The organism is Actinosynnema sp. NPDC004786 (assembly GCF_053601135.1).
Window position 1 is genome coordinate 328,529 of record NZ_JBSGBG010000001.1, and the last position, 15,364, is coordinate 343,892.

At 73.4% G+C, this 15,364-nt stretch carries 18 protein-coding genes; 7 read left to right on the plus strand and 11 right to left on the minus strand.

Annotated features, from left to right (window positions below; translation table 11 throughout):
• The first annotated feature begins 322 nt into the window (after positions 1-322).
• Positions 323-1,117, plus strand: a complete 795-nt coding sequence (locus ACWEFJ_RS01750) for a lysozyme (RefSeq protein WP_378089828.1) — start codon at positions 323-325, stop codon at positions 1,115-1,117.
• Positions 1,118-1,168: 51 nt separating this feature from the next.
• Here ACWEFJ_RS01750 and purL read toward each other — a convergent pair whose 3' ends face one another.
• The 4 genes from purL to ACWEFJ_RS01770 form a co-directional block, all read right to left on the minus strand.
• Positions 1,169-3,430, minus strand: a complete 2,262-nt coding sequence (purL, locus tag ACWEFJ_RS01755) for a phosphoribosylformylglycinamidine synthase subunit PurL (protein WP_449712595.1) — start codon at positions 3,428-3,430, stop codon at positions 1,169-1,171.
• On the minus strand, positions 3,430-4,101 hold the full coding sequence (purQ, locus tag ACWEFJ_RS01760; protein WP_378089832.1) for a phosphoribosylformylglycinamidine synthase subunit PurQ: 672 nt from the start codon (positions 4,099-4,101) through the stop codon (positions 3,430-3,432). Before purQ ends, purL begins: the two co-directional genes overlap by 1 nt.
• Positions 4,098-4,337, minus strand: a complete 240-nt coding sequence (gene purS / locus ACWEFJ_RS01765; RefSeq protein WP_306743917.1) for a phosphoribosylformylglycinamidine synthase subunit PurS — start codon at positions 4,335-4,337, stop codon at positions 4,098-4,100. The genes purQ and purS overlap by 4 nt, the downstream gene beginning before the upstream one ends.
• A gap of 228 nt (positions 4,338-4,565) precedes the next feature.
• Entirely contained in the window at positions 4,566-5,108 is a 543-nt protein-coding gene (locus ACWEFJ_RS01770) for a hypothetical protein (protein ID WP_449712596.1), read from the minus strand.
• 223 nt (positions 5,109-5,331) lie between these two features.
• Between ACWEFJ_RS01770 and ACWEFJ_RS01775 the strand changes: the two genes are divergently transcribed.
• Positions 5,332-6,303: an NAD-dependent epimerase/dehydratase family protein gene (locus ACWEFJ_RS01775; RefSeq protein ID WP_378089837.1), complete on the plus strand. Its 972-nt coding sequence runs from the start codon at positions 5,332-5,334 to the stop codon at positions 6,301-6,303.
• A gap of 50 nt (positions 6,304-6,353) precedes the next feature.
• The gene (locus tag ACWEFJ_RS01780) at positions 6,354-6,965 is read left to right on the plus strand and encodes an MBL fold metallo-hydrolase (protein ID WP_449712597.1); all 612 of its coding nucleotides are present in this window, start codon (positions 6,354-6,356) and stop codon (positions 6,963-6,965) included.
• On the opposite strand, the gene ACWEFJ_RS01785 is transcribed toward ACWEFJ_RS01780, so the two are convergent.
• Together ACWEFJ_RS01785 and ACWEFJ_RS01790 are read right to left on the minus strand one after the other, a co-directional pair.
• Positions 6,887-7,606 carry a DUF2334 domain-containing protein gene (locus ACWEFJ_RS01785; protein WP_449712598.1) on the minus strand — a complete coding sequence of 240 codons (720 nt, stop codon included), beginning with the start codon at positions 7,604-7,606 and terminating at the stop codon, positions 6,887-6,889. The two genes, ACWEFJ_RS01780 and ACWEFJ_RS01785, sit on opposite strands and share 79 nt — an antisense overlap.
• 72 nt (positions 7,607-7,678) lie before the next feature.
• On the minus strand, positions 7,679-8,569 hold the full coding sequence (locus ACWEFJ_RS01790) for a phosphoribosylaminoimidazolesuccinocarboxamide synthase (protein ID WP_449712599.1): 891 nt from the start codon (positions 8,567-8,569) through the stop codon (positions 7,679-7,681).
• A 63-nt stretch (positions 8,570-8,632) separates the two neighbouring features.
• On the opposite strand from ACWEFJ_RS01790, the gene ACWEFJ_RS01795 reads away from it, so the two are divergent.
• From ACWEFJ_RS01795 to ACWEFJ_RS01810, 4 genes are read left to right on the plus strand one after another with little or no spacing between them, the layout of a single operon-like run.
• On the plus strand, positions 8,633-9,484 hold the full coding sequence (locus ACWEFJ_RS01795) for an ABC transporter substrate-binding protein (protein ID WP_378089846.1): 852 nt from the start codon (positions 8,633-8,635) through the stop codon (positions 9,482-9,484).
• On the plus strand, positions 9,481-10,311 hold the full coding sequence (locus ACWEFJ_RS01800; RefSeq protein ID WP_378089848.1) for an amino acid ABC transporter permease: 831 nt from the start codon (positions 9,481-9,483) through the stop codon (positions 10,309-10,311). Before ACWEFJ_RS01795 ends, ACWEFJ_RS01800 begins: the two co-directional genes overlap by 4 nt.
• The gene (locus ACWEFJ_RS01805; protein ID WP_449712600.1) at positions 10,308-11,057 is read left to right on the plus strand and encodes an amino acid ABC transporter ATP-binding protein; all 750 of its coding nucleotides are present in this window, start codon (positions 10,308-10,310) and stop codon (positions 11,055-11,057) included. Before ACWEFJ_RS01800 ends, ACWEFJ_RS01805 begins: the two co-directional genes overlap by 4 nt.
• A 56-nt stretch (positions 11,058-11,113) precedes the next feature.
• Positions 11,114-11,557, plus strand: coding sequence for a hypothetical protein (locus tag ACWEFJ_RS01810; RefSeq protein ID WP_378089852.1), 444 nt, complete (start codon positions 11,114-11,116; stop codon positions 11,555-11,557).
• On the opposite strand, the gene purB is transcribed toward ACWEFJ_RS01810, so the two are convergent.
• From purB to ACWEFJ_RS01835, 5 genes are read right to left on the minus strand one after another with little or no spacing between them, the layout of a single operon-like run.
• Positions 11,554-12,987: an adenylosuccinate lyase gene (gene purB / locus ACWEFJ_RS01815; RefSeq protein WP_378089854.1), complete on the minus strand. Its 1,434-nt coding sequence runs from the start codon at positions 12,985-12,987 to the stop codon at positions 11,554-11,556. The genes ACWEFJ_RS01810 and purB overlap by 4 nt on opposite strands.
• A gap of 47 nt (positions 12,988-13,034) precedes the next feature.
• Positions 13,035-13,832: a hypothetical protein gene (locus ACWEFJ_RS01820; RefSeq protein ID WP_378089856.1), complete on the minus strand. Its 798-nt coding sequence runs from the start codon at positions 13,830-13,832 to the stop codon at positions 13,035-13,037.
• Positions 13,829-14,359, minus strand: coding sequence for an RNA polymerase sigma factor (locus ACWEFJ_RS01825; RefSeq protein ID WP_449712601.1), 531 nt, complete (start codon positions 14,357-14,359; stop codon positions 13,829-13,831). The genes ACWEFJ_RS01820 and ACWEFJ_RS01825 overlap by 4 nt, the downstream gene beginning before the upstream one ends.
• 48 nt (positions 14,360-14,407) lie before the next feature.
• On the minus strand, positions 14,408-14,992 hold the full coding sequence (locus ACWEFJ_RS01830; RefSeq protein WP_378089860.1) for a TetR/AcrR family transcriptional regulator: 585 nt from the start codon (positions 14,990-14,992) through the stop codon (positions 14,408-14,410).
• Between the two features lie 13 nt (positions 14,993-15,005).
• The gene (locus tag ACWEFJ_RS01835; RefSeq protein ID WP_378089862.1) at positions 15,006-15,353 is read right to left on the minus strand and encodes a DMT family transporter; all 348 of its coding nucleotides are present in this window, start codon (positions 15,351-15,353) and stop codon (positions 15,006-15,008) included.
• Between the last annotated feature and the right edge of the window lie 11 nt (positions 15,354-15,364).

Here is a 15,364-nt window from a genome sequence, read left to right on the forward strand (position 1 = left end):
GCGTCCGGCCCCACGATCTGGGGCGGACGCACCAGCACCGCCGACCGGATGGGGGACGTTCGATGGCGTCACACACCCTCCACCGCACGATCGGACGCCCTCCGCGACCACCGCGACGCGCGGCCGCGGAGGGCGGAACACCGGGGCCGGGACCGCACCGCGCGGTCCCGGCCCCGGTTCGGGAACTCCTCGTCCGGCACGGATCGCGGCGAGCCGGTTGCTCCGTTTTCGTGACTAATTAACACGAACTCTGGCGAGCTGGTAAAAGCTGCATCACACTGCCCAACGAGTCAACTCCCTGCACTGGCTCGAGGAGTCCCCGATGAACACGTTCGCACGCACCGCCACCGCCCTCCTGGCCGCCGTCGGGCTGGCCGCGCTCGGGGTGGCCGGCGCCGCCCAGGCCGCGCCCGTCGTCGAAGACCACGCCATGGGCTCGCAGATCGCCAAGCACGAAGGGCGCGGCGACCAGCGCGGCGCCCCGCCGGCCGACCCGGGCGTCCAGGCCGTCGTGTACGGCATCGACGTGAGCGGGCACCAGGGCAACGTCGACTGGAACTACTGGTGGGGCCAGGGCAAGCGGTTCGCCTACGTCAAGGCCACCGAGAGCACCACCTACCGCAACCCGTACTTCGCCCAGCAGTACAACGGGTCCTACAACGTCGGCATGATCCGCGGCGCGTACCACTTCGCGCTGCCCGACCGGTCCTCCGGCGCCACCCAGGCCGACTACTTCGTCAACAACGGCGGCGGCTGGTCCCGCGACGGCAAGACCCTGCCCGGCGCGCTGGACATGGAGTACAACCCGTACGGCTCCACCTGCTACGGGCTGTCCCCGTCGGCCATGACCGCCTGGATCAAGTCGTTCAGCGACCGCTACCAGGCCCGCACCGGGCGCTGGCCGGTCATCTACACGTCCACCAGCTGGTGGAGCCAGTGCGTGAACGGCGACTTCAGCTCCACCAACCCGCTGTGGGTCGCCCGCTACTCGTCCACCGTCGGCGCGCTGCCGTACGCGTGGCCGTTCTACACGTTCTGGCAGTACTCGTCCTCGCCGATCGACCAGAACCAGTTCAACGGCGCCTACGACCGGCTCCAGGTCCTGGCCACCGGCTGATCGCGGACGGGTCGGCCGGCCGGGCACGCCCCGACCGGCCGACCCGCGCGGTCAGTCGAACAGCGCGGGGAGGGTGCCCTCCCACGCCTCGCGCAGCTCGGCGAGCGGCAGCGAGCCCAGGTCCTGGACCTCCAGCGCGTCGGACTCCGGGTCCACCACGCCGACCTTGCGCCACGGCAGGCCGCGCGCGGTGCACATGTCGGTGAACCGCAGCTCCTCCGTGCGCGGCACGGCCACCAGCACGCGGCCCGCGGACTCGCTGAACAGCTCGGTGAACAGGTCGCCCTCGAGGAACACCCGCGCGCCGACCTCGCCGATCAGGCACGTCTCCACCAGCGCCTGCGCCAGGCCGCCGTCGGACAGGTCGTGCGCGGCCGACAGCATGCCGTCCCGCGAACCCGCCACGAGCACCTCGCCCAGCAGCTTCTCCCGCGCCAGGTCCACCTTCGGCGGCAGACCGCCCAGGTGGCCGTGCACGACGTGCGCCCACTCCGAGCCGCCGAACTCCTCGCGCGTCTCGCCGAGCAGCAGCAGCGTCTCGCCCGCCTCCGCGCCGATCCCGGTCGGGATGCGGCGGCGGACGTCGTCGATCACGCCCAGCACGCCCACCACCGGCGTCGGCAGGATCGCCGTCGAACCGGTCTGGTTGTAGAAGCTGACGTTGCCGCCGGTCACCGGGATGCCCAGCTCGGCGCACCCGTCCGCGAGGCCCTTCACGGCCCGCTCGAACTGCCACATCACCGCCGGGTCCTCCGGCGAGCCGAAGTTCAGGCAGTTCGTGACCGCGACCGGCGTCGCGCCCGTGGTGGCCACGTTGCGGTACGCCTCGGCCAGCGCCAGCTGCGCGCCCGCGTACGGGTCGAGCTTGGCGTAGCGGCCGTTGCAGTCCGTGGACAGCGCCACGCCCCGGTGGGTCGACTCGTCGATGCGGATCATGCCGGAGTCGGCGGGCTGGGCGAGCACCGTGCCGCCGCGCACGTACCGGTCGTACTGCTGGGTCACCCACCGCTTCGAGGCCAGGTTCGGCGACGCGGCCATCGTCTTGACCAGGTCCAGCAGCTCGTCCTTCGCGGGCCGGGGCAGCCGGTCCGGGGTGTCGGCCTGCACCGCGTCCTGGTCGGCCGGGCGCTCGATCGGCCGGTCGTACACCGGGCCCTCGTGCGCCACGGTCCGCGGCGGCACGTCCAGCACGACCTCGTCGTGCCAGGTGATGACGAGCCGGTCGCCCTCGGTGACCTCGCCGATCTCGGTCGCGATGACGTCCCACTTCGCGCAGACCGCCATGAACGCGTCCAGGTCCTCCGGCCGCACGACCGCGCACATGCGCTCCTGCGACTCGCTGGACAGGATCTCCGCGGGCGTCATGCCCGAGGCGCGCAGCGGCACCCGGTCCAGGTGCACGAGCATGCCGCCGTCACCGGCGCTGGCCAGCTCCGACGTCGCGCACGCCAGCCCCGCGCCGCCCAGGTCCTGGATGCCGACCACGATCCGCTGCGCGAACAGCTCCAGGCAGCACTCGATGAGCACCTTCTCGGTGAACGGGTCGCCCACCTGCACGCTGGGCAGCTTCTTCCGCTTCCCGGCGCTGTCGTCGAACGTCTCGCTGGCCAGCACGGACACGCCGCCGATGCCGTCCAGGCCGGTCCGCGCGCCGAACAGGACGACCTTGTTGCCGGTGCCCGAGGCGTGCGCGAGGTGCAGGTCCTCGACCCGCATCGCGCCCACGCACAGCGCGTTGACCAGCGGGTTGCCCGCGTAGGACGCGTCGAACACGACCTCGCCGCCGATGTTGGGCAGGCCGAGGCAGTTGCCGTAGCCGCCCACGCCGGCCACGATGCCGGGCAGCACCCGGCGGGTGTCCGGCGCGTCGGCCGGGCCGAACCGCAGCGGGTCCATCACGGCCAGCGGACGCGCGCCCATCGCCAGGATGTCGCGCACGATGCCGCCGACGCCCGTCGCCGCGCCCTGGTAGGGCTCGACGTAGGACGGGTGGTTGTGGCTCTCGGCCTTGAACGTGATCGCCCAGCCGTCGCCGATGTCGACCACGCCCGCGTTCTCGCCGATGCCCGCGAGCATCTTCGCGCGCATCTCGTCGGTCGTGGTCTCGGAGAAGTACTTCAGGTGCACCTTGGACGACTTGTAGGAGCAGTGCTCGCTCCACATCACCGAGTACATGGCCAGCTCGGCGTCCGTGGGGCGGCGGCCCAGGATCTCCTTGATGCGGGCGTACTCGTCGTCCTTCAGGCCCAGCTCCTTGTAGGGCTGCTCCTGGTCGGGCGTGTTCTTCGCGTTCTCGACGGTGTCGACGGCCATCACGCGCCCACCACCGAGTCGACGAGGGAGAGGAACATGCCGAGGCCGTCGTCCGTCGGCCCGGTGAGCGCGTCGATCGCGTGCTCGGGGTGCGGCATGAGGCCGACGACCCGGCCGTTGGCGCTGGTGATGCCCGCGATGTCGTTGCGCGAGCCGTTCGGGTTCTCGCCGACGTAGCGGAACACCACGCGGCCCTCGCCCTCCAGCTCGTCCACAGTGGACTTGTCGGCCTGGTAGCCGCCCTCGCCGGACTTCAGCGGCACGAGGATCTCCGCGCCCCGGTCGTACCGGGTGGTCCAGGCGGTGGAGTTGTTCTCGACCCTCAGCCACTGGTCGCGGCACACGAAGTGCAGCTTGTGGTTGCGGATCAGCGCGCCGGGCAGCAGGTGCGCCTCGCAGAGGATCTGGAAGCCGTTGCAGATGCCGAGGACCGGCATGCCCTTCCGGGCCGCGTCGACCACTTCCTGCATCACCGGGGCGAACCGGGCGATCGCGCCGCAGCGCAGGTAGTCGCCGTAGGAGAACCCGCCGGGCACGATGACCGCGTCGACGCCCTTCAGGTCGTGGTCGGCGTGCCAGAGCCGGACCGCTTCCCCGCCCGCGTACCGGACCGCGCGCTCGGCGTCGACGTCGTCCAGCGTGCCGGGGAACGTGATGACCCCGACCCTCATGCCTCGACCCGCCTCACGACCCAGTCCTCGATCACCGGGTTGGCGAGGAACGTCTCGGCGATCTTGGCGAGCGTGGCGTCGTCGACGTCGTCGGCGACCTCCAGCTCGAAGTGCTTGCCCTGGCGGACAGTGGTGATCCCGTCGAACCCGAGACGGGGCAGCGCGTTGGCCACCGCCTGTCCTTGCGGGTCGAGGATTTCGGGCTTCGGCATGACGTCGACGACGACTCGGGCCACGACAGGCTGCTCCAAGGTAGGAGGGCTGGCGGTACTGCCAAAGCCTACCTGACCAGGGTGTTCATCAACTTCACCGGTGGCGGACGGCACACGTTCACCTCGAATCACCCGATCGTGATGCCCCGTTCCACCGCCGCCCACTGCTAACCTGATCCCGCCGAGGCCCCGTAGGCCGAGGAAGTGGACCCAGCCAACGTCCGGACGGTCGACGGCTGGGTTTCGCGCTTCTCAGGGCCGTTCGTCCAGCGCGACCACGCGCTCCACGATCCCGTCCGCCCGGCGCGCCCAGTCGCCACCCGCCCCGCAGGACCAGGCGACCGCGTCCGCGATCCAGACCAGCGGTTCGGTGGCGCCGTCCAGGTGCTCGTAGGCCAGCGGGGACGCCCTCGGGAACTTCCCCAGCGCCGCGCGGATGGTGCGGAGGTCGAGGATGTCGCGGTCTTCCCGCGAGTCCAGCACCAACCTGCTCGCCGTCGCCTCGACCGAGTCGGCGGTGAGCCTCGCCAGGCAGTCCTGCCGGGCCGTCTCGGCTCCGTTCGCGCAGTGCTGCCGGTAGACGCTCGCCCGTGCGCCGGCCTCGGTCAGCCGGGCGAGGATCGACCGGCGCCGTTGCGGGGTCTCCTTCTTGAAGTGCAATTCCCGCTGCCCCGGCAGCAGCAGGCCGCGCAACAGGGTCCGCAGCCGACGCAGGTCCGACGGCGTCACCGTGGCCGCGGCCAACAGGTACGTGTCGTTGCGGCGGGATTCATCGACGAAGACGTGCACGGTCACGGTTCTTCATCGGTCACCGCCCGCCGCGACTGGAATGGTTCCCGCCGAATGTGTCGGATCGCCCCGGTGGCCATTCCCGACAGCGGTTCACCCGGCGGAATGGCGTCGCGCCATTCCGCCCGCCTTTTCTCCCGCCGTTGTCCGAACCCGCTCGCGCCGGTCGGCGCGTTCGCTGTGGGCGGATGTGGTGGCGGGATCGGCGGGTGGGACGCAGGGTGGGGCCATGCGGATCCTGGTGCTCGGTGGGACGGTGTTCCTCAGCAAGGCGACGGCCGCCGAAGCGGTCCGGCGGGGGCACGAGGTGGTCTGCGCGGCGCGCGGGGAGTCCGGGCAGGCGCCCGAGGGGGCCTCGCTGGTCCCCGTCGACCGCGACGTCGACCTCGGCCCGCTCGCCGGCGCGCACTTCGACGCGGTGGTGGACGTGGCGAAGATGTCGGTCACCTGGGTGCGCCGGGCGCTCGCCTCGATCACCGCCGACCACTGGACGTTCATCTCCAGCTGCTCCGTCTACGCCGACCACGCCACCCCCGGCGCGACGGCCACGCTCGACCCGCTCGAGGACGACCCCGACGCGCCGATGACGCCCGAGCGCTACGGCTCGGTGAAGGTGGCGAGCGAGAACGCCGTGCTCGACGCGGTCGGCGACCGGGCGTTCATCGTCCGCGCCGGCCTCATCACCGGCCCGGGCGACCCGAGCGACCGGTTCGGCTACTGGCCCAACCGGCTGTCCCGGGGCGGCCGGGTCGCCGTCCCGGACACGCCGGACCAGCCCGCGCAGCACGTCGACGTGCGCGACCTGGCCACCTGGGTCGTGGACGCGGCGGAGCGGCGCACCACCGGCACCTACGACGCGGTCGGCCCCGCCAACCCGCTGTCGCTGGTGCTCGGCGAGATCGCGGGCGCGGTGGCGCCGCCCGGCACGGTGCTGGTCCGGGTGCCCGAGGCGGTCCTCCAGCGGCACGAGGTCGCGCCGTGGACGGGGCCGCGGTCGCTGCCGCTGTGGCTGCCGCCGACCCACCGGGCGATGATGTTCCGCGACGCCGGTCCCGCGCTGGCCGCCGGGCTGCGCGTCCGGCCCACGGCCGAGACGGCGGTGGACGCGCTGGCGCACGAACGCGACCTGGGCCTGGACCGCCCCCGCCGCGCGGGCCTGCCGCCGGACGTGGAGGAAGCGCTGCTGCGCGCGGTGGGGTGAGCGACCGGGCGCGGGGCGGGGTAGAACTCACGGCGGAGAGAGGAGCGCCCATGCTGATCGCCCACTTCGGACACTCCTGCCTGCTGGTCGACACCGGCGCGGCGCGGCTGCTGTTCGACCCCGGCGTGTACTCGTCCGGCTACGAGCAGGTCGACGGGCTCGACGCGGTCCTGATCACGCACGAGCACCGCGACCACGTCGACCCCGCCGGGCTGGCCGCCGTCCGCGCGGCGAACCCGGGCGCACGCGTGTTCGCCCCGTTCGACCTCGACGGCGCGCAGGTCGTCCGGCCCGGGGACGCGCTGGAGGTCGGGGGCGCGGTCGTCAGCGTCCTCGACGCGCCGCACGAGGTCATCCACGACCGGATCGAGCTGCCGGTGAACGTCGGCTACCTCGTCGACCACGGCGCGTTCTACCACCCCGGCGACTCGCTGGCCGTGCCCGAGCAGCGCGTCGACGTGCTCGGCCTGCCGACGGCCGCACCGTGGATGAAGGTGTCCGACGCGGCCGACTTCCTGGCGCGGGTCGGCCCGCGCAAGGCCGTGCCGATCCACGAGGCGATCCTGGCGCAGACCGAGATCTTCTACCGCGTCCTGGTCGGCACCGCGCCCGAGGGCGTGGAGGTGGTCGTGCTGCCCCGCGGCGAGGCGGTCGAGCTGTAGGTGGCGGGCGCCGCGCCGTGGTGCAGGGCCAGGTCGACGGCCTCCAGCAGCGCCTCGCGCGGCTCCAGCCGGTCCAGCTCCGCCGCGTCCACGCCGATCCGCACGAGCCCGCCGCGCCGGGCGGCCCGGCCGACGGCGAGCAGGTGGCTCCAGTGCTCGCCGACCACCCGCACCCGGCCCGTCCGCACGTCGCCGGTGCGCAGGTCGCGCACGCCCGCCATGTCGGCGCACACCGCGAACCGGTGCCGCCGCAAGGCCACCACGGTGCCCGGCGACGCGAGCCAGCCGGGCGGGGCGAACAGGTCGGTGGCGAGGCCCAGCCGTTCCAGCGCGGCCCGTGCCGCGACCAGCCGCAGGCCCGCTTCGTGCGCGGGCAGCGCGGCGAACTCGGCGCGCCGGCGCAGCGACACCGCCCGGCGCGCCGGGTCGGGCTGGTGGTCGAAGCCGTGCAGGACGAGCGCGTCACCGGTTCTCACCCGGTGGCGCACCCAGTCCAGCGCCTCACCGGGCACGGCCTTGCGCGGCGCGAGCAGCAGCGACAGCGGCACCCGTCGCCGGTCCAGCTCGGCGGCGAGGTCGGCGCACCGGGCGAGCGTGCTCGGCCCGATGCCGGACAGCGAAACCACGAGTTCGGCGACCACGCCACCCAGTGCGCACCACCGGCGTGTCGGCCGCCCGACGACGAGGTGACGGCCACGTGCGGAGTCGGCGAACTATTCCGGGGCGGGCCAGTCCGCGAACGACCGCCCGGTGATCCGCTCGTACGCCTCGACGTAGCGGGACCGGGTGGCGGCCACGACGTCGTCGGGCAGCGGTGGCGGCGGGGTGTCGGACGCCCGGTCCCAGCCGGAGGCGGGCGAGGTGAGCCAGTCGCGGACGTACTGCTTGTCGAACGACGGCTGCACGCGACCCGGCTCGTAGGAGTCCAGCGGCCAGTACCGCGACGAGTCCGGCGTCAGCACCTCGTCGCCGAGCACGAGCGCGCCGGACCGGTCCAGCCCGAACTCGAACTTCGTGTCGGCGAGGACCACGCCGCGCGACCGGGCGAACTCCCGCGCCGCGCCGTAGACCTCCAGCGTGACGTCCCGCAGCCGGGCCGCCAGCGCCGCGCCGACCTGCGCCTCCACGTGCGCGAACGACACGTTCTCGTCGTGCGCGCCCAGCTCGGCCTTGGTCGCCGGGGTGAAGATCGGCGGCGTCAGCTCCGCGGCCTCCACCAGGCCGGGCGGCAGCACCACGCCGCACACCGAGCCGGTCCGCCGGTACTCGGCCATGCCGGACCCGGTCAGGTAGCCGCGCGCCACGCACTCCACCTGGACCATCTCCAGCCGCCGCACCAGCAGCGCCCGGCCGCGCACCTCGGCGGGGATGCGCGGGTCGTCCCAGGCCACCAGGTGGTTGGGCACCAGGTCGGCGAACTTCTCGAACCAGAACACGCTCATCGCGGTGAGCACCCGCCCCTTGTCGGGGATCGGGGTGGTCAGCACGTGGTCGAACGCGGAGATCCGGTCGGAGGCCACGAACAGCAGCAGGTCGTCGTCCACCTCGTGGACGTGGCGGACCTTGCCTTGGGCGACCTGCCGGTAGTCGGCGAGCTTGGGCACGGGCCGAAGCCTACTTGTCCCAGCTCGTGGGCCCCCCTTCCCGCCTGCGGCAAGATTCGTCCCATGCGTGCACCCGGACTGATACTGAGCGTGACCGCCGTCCTCGCGGTCGCCTGCGCCCCCGCGGCCGAGACCGCGCCGCCGACCAACCAGGTGGACGGCGTGGCGTGCACGAAGGACAAGCTGCCCACCCTCACCCCGGGCAAGATCACCTTCGGCACCGACCAGCCGGCGTACGAACCCTGGTTCGTGGACGACGACCCGACCAACGGCAAGGGCTTCGAGTCCGCGGTCGCCTACGCGCTGGCCGAGGAGCTGGGCTACGCCAAGACCGACGTGGTGTGGACGCGCGTGCCGTTCAACGCGGCCATCCAGCCGGGCCGCAAGACCTACGACATGGACCTGAACGAGTTCTCCATCACCGAGGAGCGCAAGCAGGCCGTCGACTTCTCCGCGCCGTACTACGACGTGGACCAGGCCGTGATCACGCTCCGCTCGTCCAAGGCCGCCTCCGCCACGACGCTCGCGGAGCTGAAGCAGGTCAAGATCGGCGCGCAGGTCGGCACGACCAGCTTCGACGCCGCCCAGCGCCTCCAGCCGGAGCAGGACGTCGCGGTCTACAACACCAACGACGACGCCAAGGCCGCGCTGCGGGCCGGGCAGATCGACGCGCTGGTGGTGGACCTGCCGACCGCGTTCTACATCACCTCCGCGGAGCTGGAGGACGGCCTGATCGTCGGCCAGATCCCGCCGGGCGACGGCAAGCCGGAGCAGTTCGGCATCGTGCTCGACAAGGGCAGCCCGCTCACCGCGTGCGTCTCGACGGCGGTGGAGAACCTGCGCGCCGACGGCACGCTGGCGAAGATCGAGCAGGAGTGGCTGTCGTCCGCGGGCTCCGCACCCGAGCTGAAGTGACGAGCGAGCTGCAGCGGGAGCGCCTGGCCTACAAGCGCTCCCGCTCGCGGCGGTCCACCCTGGTCGCCCTGCTGTCGACCGTCGTGTTCGCCGTCGCGGTCGCGGTGACCGTGGCCCGCGCGCCGGGCTGGCCCCGGGTGCGGCAGTCGTTCTTCGACGTGGAGATCGCGTGGCGGTCGCTGCCCGCGATCCTGGAGGGCCTCTGGCTGAACGTCCGCGTGCTGGTGGTGTGCGGCGCGGCGATCCTGGTGCTGGCGCTGGTCGTGGCCGCCCTGCGCACGCTGCGCGGGCCGGTGTGGTTCCCGCTGCGGGTGCTGGCCACGGTGTACGTGGACCTGTTCCGCGGCGTGCCGCTGATCATCCTGCTGTACCTGGTGGGGTTCGGCCTGCCCGCGTTGCGGCTCACCGGCGTGCCGAACGACTTCGTCGTGCTCGGCGGGGTGGCGCTCGTGCTCGCGTACACCGCGTTCGTGGCCGAGGTGTTCCGCGCCGGGATCGAGTCCGTGCACCCGTCGCAGGTGGCGGCGGCCCGGTCGCTGGGCCTCGGCCGGCGCAAGACCCTGCGGCTGGTGGTGCTGCCGCAGGCCGTGCGGCGGGTCATGCCCGCGCTGCTCAACGACTTCGTCTCGCTGCAGAAGGACTGCGGGTTGATCTCCGTGCTCGGCGCGGTGGACGCGGTTCGGGCGGCGCAGATCGAGCAGGCGCGGGCGTTCAACTTCACCCCGTACGTGGTGGCGGGGCTGCTGTTCGTGCTGCTCGCGACGCCCACGGCCCGGTTCGCCGACGCCCTGGGCCGCCGGCTGGAACGCCGTCAGGGGGGACGATGACCGAACCGGTGCTCAGCGTGCGCGGGGTCGTGAAGCGCTACGGCGGGGTCACGGTCCTCGACGGGATCAGCCTCGACGTGCACGAGCACGAGGTGGTCACCGTGATCGGGTCGTCGGGGTCGGGCAAGTCGACCCTGCTGCGGTGCGTGAACCTGCTGGAGGAGCTGGACGACGGGCAGGTGCTGCTCGACGGCGTGGACGTGTCCGACCCGCGGGTGGACGCCGACCTGGCGCGGCGCGGCATGGGGATCGTGTTCCAGGCGTTCAACCTGTTCCCGCACATGACCGTGCTGGACAACGTCACGCTCGCGCCGCGCGTGGTGCACGGCGTGCCGCGCGAGCGGGCCGAGCGCGACGCCCTCGACCTGCTCGACCGGGTCGGCCTCGCGGACCGCGCGCGCGGCTACCCGGAGCAGTTGTCCGGCGGCCAGCAGCAGCGGGTGGCGATCGCGCGGGCGCTGGCCTACTCGCCCCGGTTGCTGCTGCTGGACGAGATCACCAGCGCGCTGGACCCGGAGCTGGTCGGCGAGGTGCTGGCGCTGGTCCGGGAGCTGGCCGGGGCCGGCCGGACGATCCTGATGGCGACGCACGAGATGGGGTTCGCCCGGCAGGTCGCCGACCGGGTGGTGTTCCTCGACGGCGGCAGGCTGGTCGAGTCCGGACCGCCCGAGCAGGTGCTCGGCGAGCCCGAGCACCCCCGCACCCGGCAGTTCCTCCGCCGGATCATCGACGCGGGCCGCCTCTAGGCCGTCCGGCAGACACCGCTTGGGGTATCGGAGGAGCGGCCCCTACTCTGCTTGGCGTGGTCCATCGGAAGGCATTTGCGGCGCCCGTCGCGGCGAGCGGCGGGCTGCTCCTGCTGCTGCTCACGGGCGCCTGCGCGAAGCCGTCGGCGAGCCCGGAGCCGGTGCTGCTCCCGACGACGTCCAGCTCGGCGCCGGTGACCTCGATCCCGGCGGTCGCCGACATCTCGGTGCGGCCGGCGGCCACGACACCGCCGCCACCGCCCCCGCCGACGGTCGCCGAGACGACCGAACCGCCGCCACCGCCGCCGGCGCAGGCGCAGCCCGAGCCGCCGCGGCCGCCGACGGTCGAGCCGACCACGACGACGCCGCCCCGGTACGACGAGGTGGCCCTGCAGGGCTTCCCGTGCGCCGAGGAGGGCGCGACGGCGGTGGACCCGGCCGGCCGCGAGCTGAGGTGCGAGCCGACCCGCCGGGGCCGCCTGGTCTGGAACCGGGCCTAGAGGATGGGCTCGGGCACGTACCCGGCTGCGGCCGGGTAGGCCGCCAGCACGTCCTCGACCTGCCGCACCACGTCCGCGACCTGCTGCTCGGCCACGCCGGTGAACGACAGCCGGTCGGCCAGCAGCCCGTCCAGCGCGGCCCGGTCCAGCGGCAGCCGGTCGTCGGCCGCCAGCCGGTCCAGCAGGTCGTTCTCGGCCAGCCCGCGCTCGCGCATGGCCAGCGCCACCGCGACCGCGTGCTCCTTGATGGCCTCGTGCGCGGTCTCCCGGCCGACGCCCGCGCGCACCGCCGCCATCAGCACCTTCGTCGTCGCCAGGAACGGCAGGTAGCGGTCCAGCTCGCGGGCCACGACCGCCGGGTACGCGCCGAACTCGTCCAGCACCGTGATGAAGGTCTCCAGCAGCCCGTCGAACGCGAAGAACGCGTCCGGCAGCGCGACCCGGCGCACCACCGAGCACGAGACGTCGCCCTCGTTCCACTGGTCGCCCGCCAGCTCGCCGACCATGGACAGGTAGCCGCGCAGGATCACCGCGAAGCCGTTGACCCGCTCGCAGGACCGGGTGTTCATCTTGTGCGGCATCGCGCTGGAGCCGACCTGACCGGCCTTGAACCCCTCGGTGACCAGCTCGTGGCCCGCCATCAGCCGGATCGTCTTGGCCAGCGACGACGGGCCGGCCGCGAGCTGCACGAGGGTGGAGACGACGTCGAAGTCCAGCGACCGCGGGTAGACCTGGCCGACGCTGGTCAGCACGGTGGTGAAGCCGAGGTGGCGCGCGACGCCCCGCTCCAGCTCGGCCAGCTTGTCCCGATCGCCGCCGAGCAGGTCGAGCATGTCCTGGGCGGTGCCGACCGGGCCCTTGACGCCGCGCAGCGGGTAGCGGGCGATCAGCTCGTCCAGCCGCCGGAACGCGACCAGCAGCTCGTCCGCGGCCGTGGCGAAGCGCTTGCCCAGCGTGGTGGCCTGGGCCGCGACGTTGTGCGACCGGCCGGCGAGCACCAGGTCGGTGTGCTCGGCGGCCCGGCGGGCGAGGCGGGCCAGGACCGCGGCCGTCTTGCCGCGCACGTGCTCCAGCGACCGCAGGACCTGCAGCTGCTCCACGTTCTCGGTGAGGTCGCGGGAGGTCATGCCCTTGTGCACGTGCTCGTGCCCGGCGAGCGCGTTGAACTCCTCGATGCGCGCCTTCACGTCGTGCCGGGTGACCCGCTCGCGCTCGGCGATCGACGCCAGGTCGACCTGCTCGACCACCCGCTCGTAATCCGCGACGGCCTCGGCGGGCACGTCGATGCCCAGCTCCGCCTGCGCCTTGAGGACGGCGAGCCACAGCCGCCGCTCCAGCACCACCTTGTGCTCGGCGGACCACAGCGTGGCCAGCTCGGTGGAGGCGTAGCGACCGGCGAGGACATTGGCGATGCGGGGCTTGACCGTCACGTGACCAGCATATTTCGCGCCGGCGGGCCGCCGGACGGCGGGGAGCGTCAGAACGGGCCGAGCTTCGGGTCGGTCGCCAGCGCCACCAGCTGGTCCACCGTCAACGCCGGCTCCGACCGCACCGCCGAGCCCGTGGCCGGGTCGAAGTTGTAGCCGGTGACCTGGACCACCGACCCGTCGGCGCGGAAGTGCGCCACGGTCCGGCTGACCAGTTCCCCGTCGACGGCGGGCACGGGCGCGGACGCCAGGTAGCTGCCGTCCTCCCGGCGCACGGGCCCGGCGCAGCCCGCCTCGGCGCAGAACTCCTCCCGGCTCACCCGCAGCGGCGGCGCGACCAGCCGGACCAGCACCTGGCTCGGCCCCCGCTCGTCGACGAAGCGCACCCACCCGGTGCGCCGGCCCGGCTCGTCCCGGGTCGGGTCGGGGAACTGGGCCTGCACCACCTTGACGTTCGGCACGACCTCCGCCAACCGCGCCCCCAGGTACGTCGCGAGGTGCGTCCGCACGCCCTCCGGGTCGCTCGGCGCGACGAGGGCCCGCTGCCCGGTCGGCTCCACGGTCGCCATCGGCGGCGCGGGCGCGGGGGACGGCGTCGACGCCGGCGCGGGCGTGGTGGTCAGCACCTGCCCGCCGGCCGCGTCGACCCCCGGCCGCTGCTCGAAGGCGCCGGGCAGGGCCAGCGCGGTGCCGGTGAGGGCGAGCGTGGCCACCGCCACGGCCACCAGCGCGCGCCGCCGCCGGCGCAGGTGCTGCGCGCGGCGGATCAGCTCGTCGGGGTCGAAGCGCAGCGGCGGCTCGTCGCCGACCGCGGCCCGGAGGCCCTCCCGGAGGTCCGCCTCGCTCACGACGCCACCACCGCCCCCCGTTCCAGTTCCTCGACCGCCGCGCGCAACGCCGCGAGCCCGCGCGCCGTCTGGCTCTTGACCGTGCCCTCGGTGCACCCCATCGCCACCGCCACCTCGCTCACCGGCAGGTCCTCGAAGTACCGCAGCACGAGCACGGCCCGCTGGCGCGGCGGCACGCGCAGCAGCGCCGCGTGCACCAGGTCGCGCGCCCACAGCTGCTCGCCCGCGCGTTCCGGGTCGGCGGCCGCGTCCGCCACGTCCGGCACCTCGCCGTCGCGCTGCTCGGCCCGCCGCCACGGGCGGCGCTTCTCGTCAAGCCAGGTCCGCAGCAGCACCTTGCGGGCGTACCCGGACGCGTTGTCCCGCCACTCGATCCGGTGCCACGCCTGGTACAGCTTCAGCAGGCTCGCCTGCATCAGGTCCTCGGCCATGTGCCAGTCGCCGCAGAACAGGTACGCCGTGCGGCGCAGCGAGGCCGCGTGGCCCGCCGCGAACTCACGGAAACCCCGCTCCTCCGCCTCGCGCATCCGTTCGGTCCCCTTCCGCGCCCCCACCCCCTTCCACGCGGTCGGGGGTCAGCGGGGTTGCATGGCCTTGCGGAGCATGCGCCGGGCGGCCGCCCTGGGGTCGGGGCTGATCTCGATGAGCGCGTTCACCACCGCGCCGTCGACCAGCGCGATCAGCTCCTCCACGCGTTCGCGGCCGACCGGTTGGCCGGCGCGGGCGAAGATGTCGAGCAGCAGGGAGTGCAGCTCGCCGGACATCCGGCGCATCAGCGGCCGCAGGTAGGGCCGCCGGCCGGTGGCGACCAGGCGCTCGTAGCGCAGCAGCACGGCCTCGGCGTCCCGGTCGCCGGACGGGCCGAGCAGCAGGTCGAGCACCAGCTCCACGAACGCGTCGCCGCCGCACTCCCGCGGGTCCAGCTCCTCCAGCCGGGCCTTGCCGTAGGCCAGCTCGGCGTTGCCCTGGTGCTCCAGCGCCGCCGTGACCAGGTCGTCCAGCGAGTCGAAGTAGTACGTGGTGGAGGCCAGCGGCAGGCCCGCGCGCTCGGCGACGGCGCGGTGCCGGATCGCGTCGAAGCCGCCGTCGACCAGGAGACCGGCGGCGGCTTCGACCAGCGCCTGGCGCCGGCGTTCGCCCTTCGGCGTTGCGGCTGTCATTGCAGGGAAGGTACTAGTGCCCGCCACCGGCCAGGTTGAGGCCGATGACGCCGCTGACGATGAGGCCGAGCGAGACCAGCTTGAGCGTGCTGACGCCGTCGCCGAGCCAGACCATGCCGATCACGGCGGTGAGCGCCGCGCCGATCCCGGTCCACACCGCGTACGCCGGTCCGGCGGGGAGCTGCTTCATCGCCCACGCCAGGCCCGCGAAGCTGATCAGCGCGAACACGGCGAAGGCCACCGTCCACCACACCCTGCTGAAGCCGTCGGACAGCTTCAGCGCGACCGCCCACCCGGCCTCGAAGAACCCGGACACGATGAGCACGGCCCACGCCATGACGACCACCTCCCAATCTGGCACGAGCGTACCAG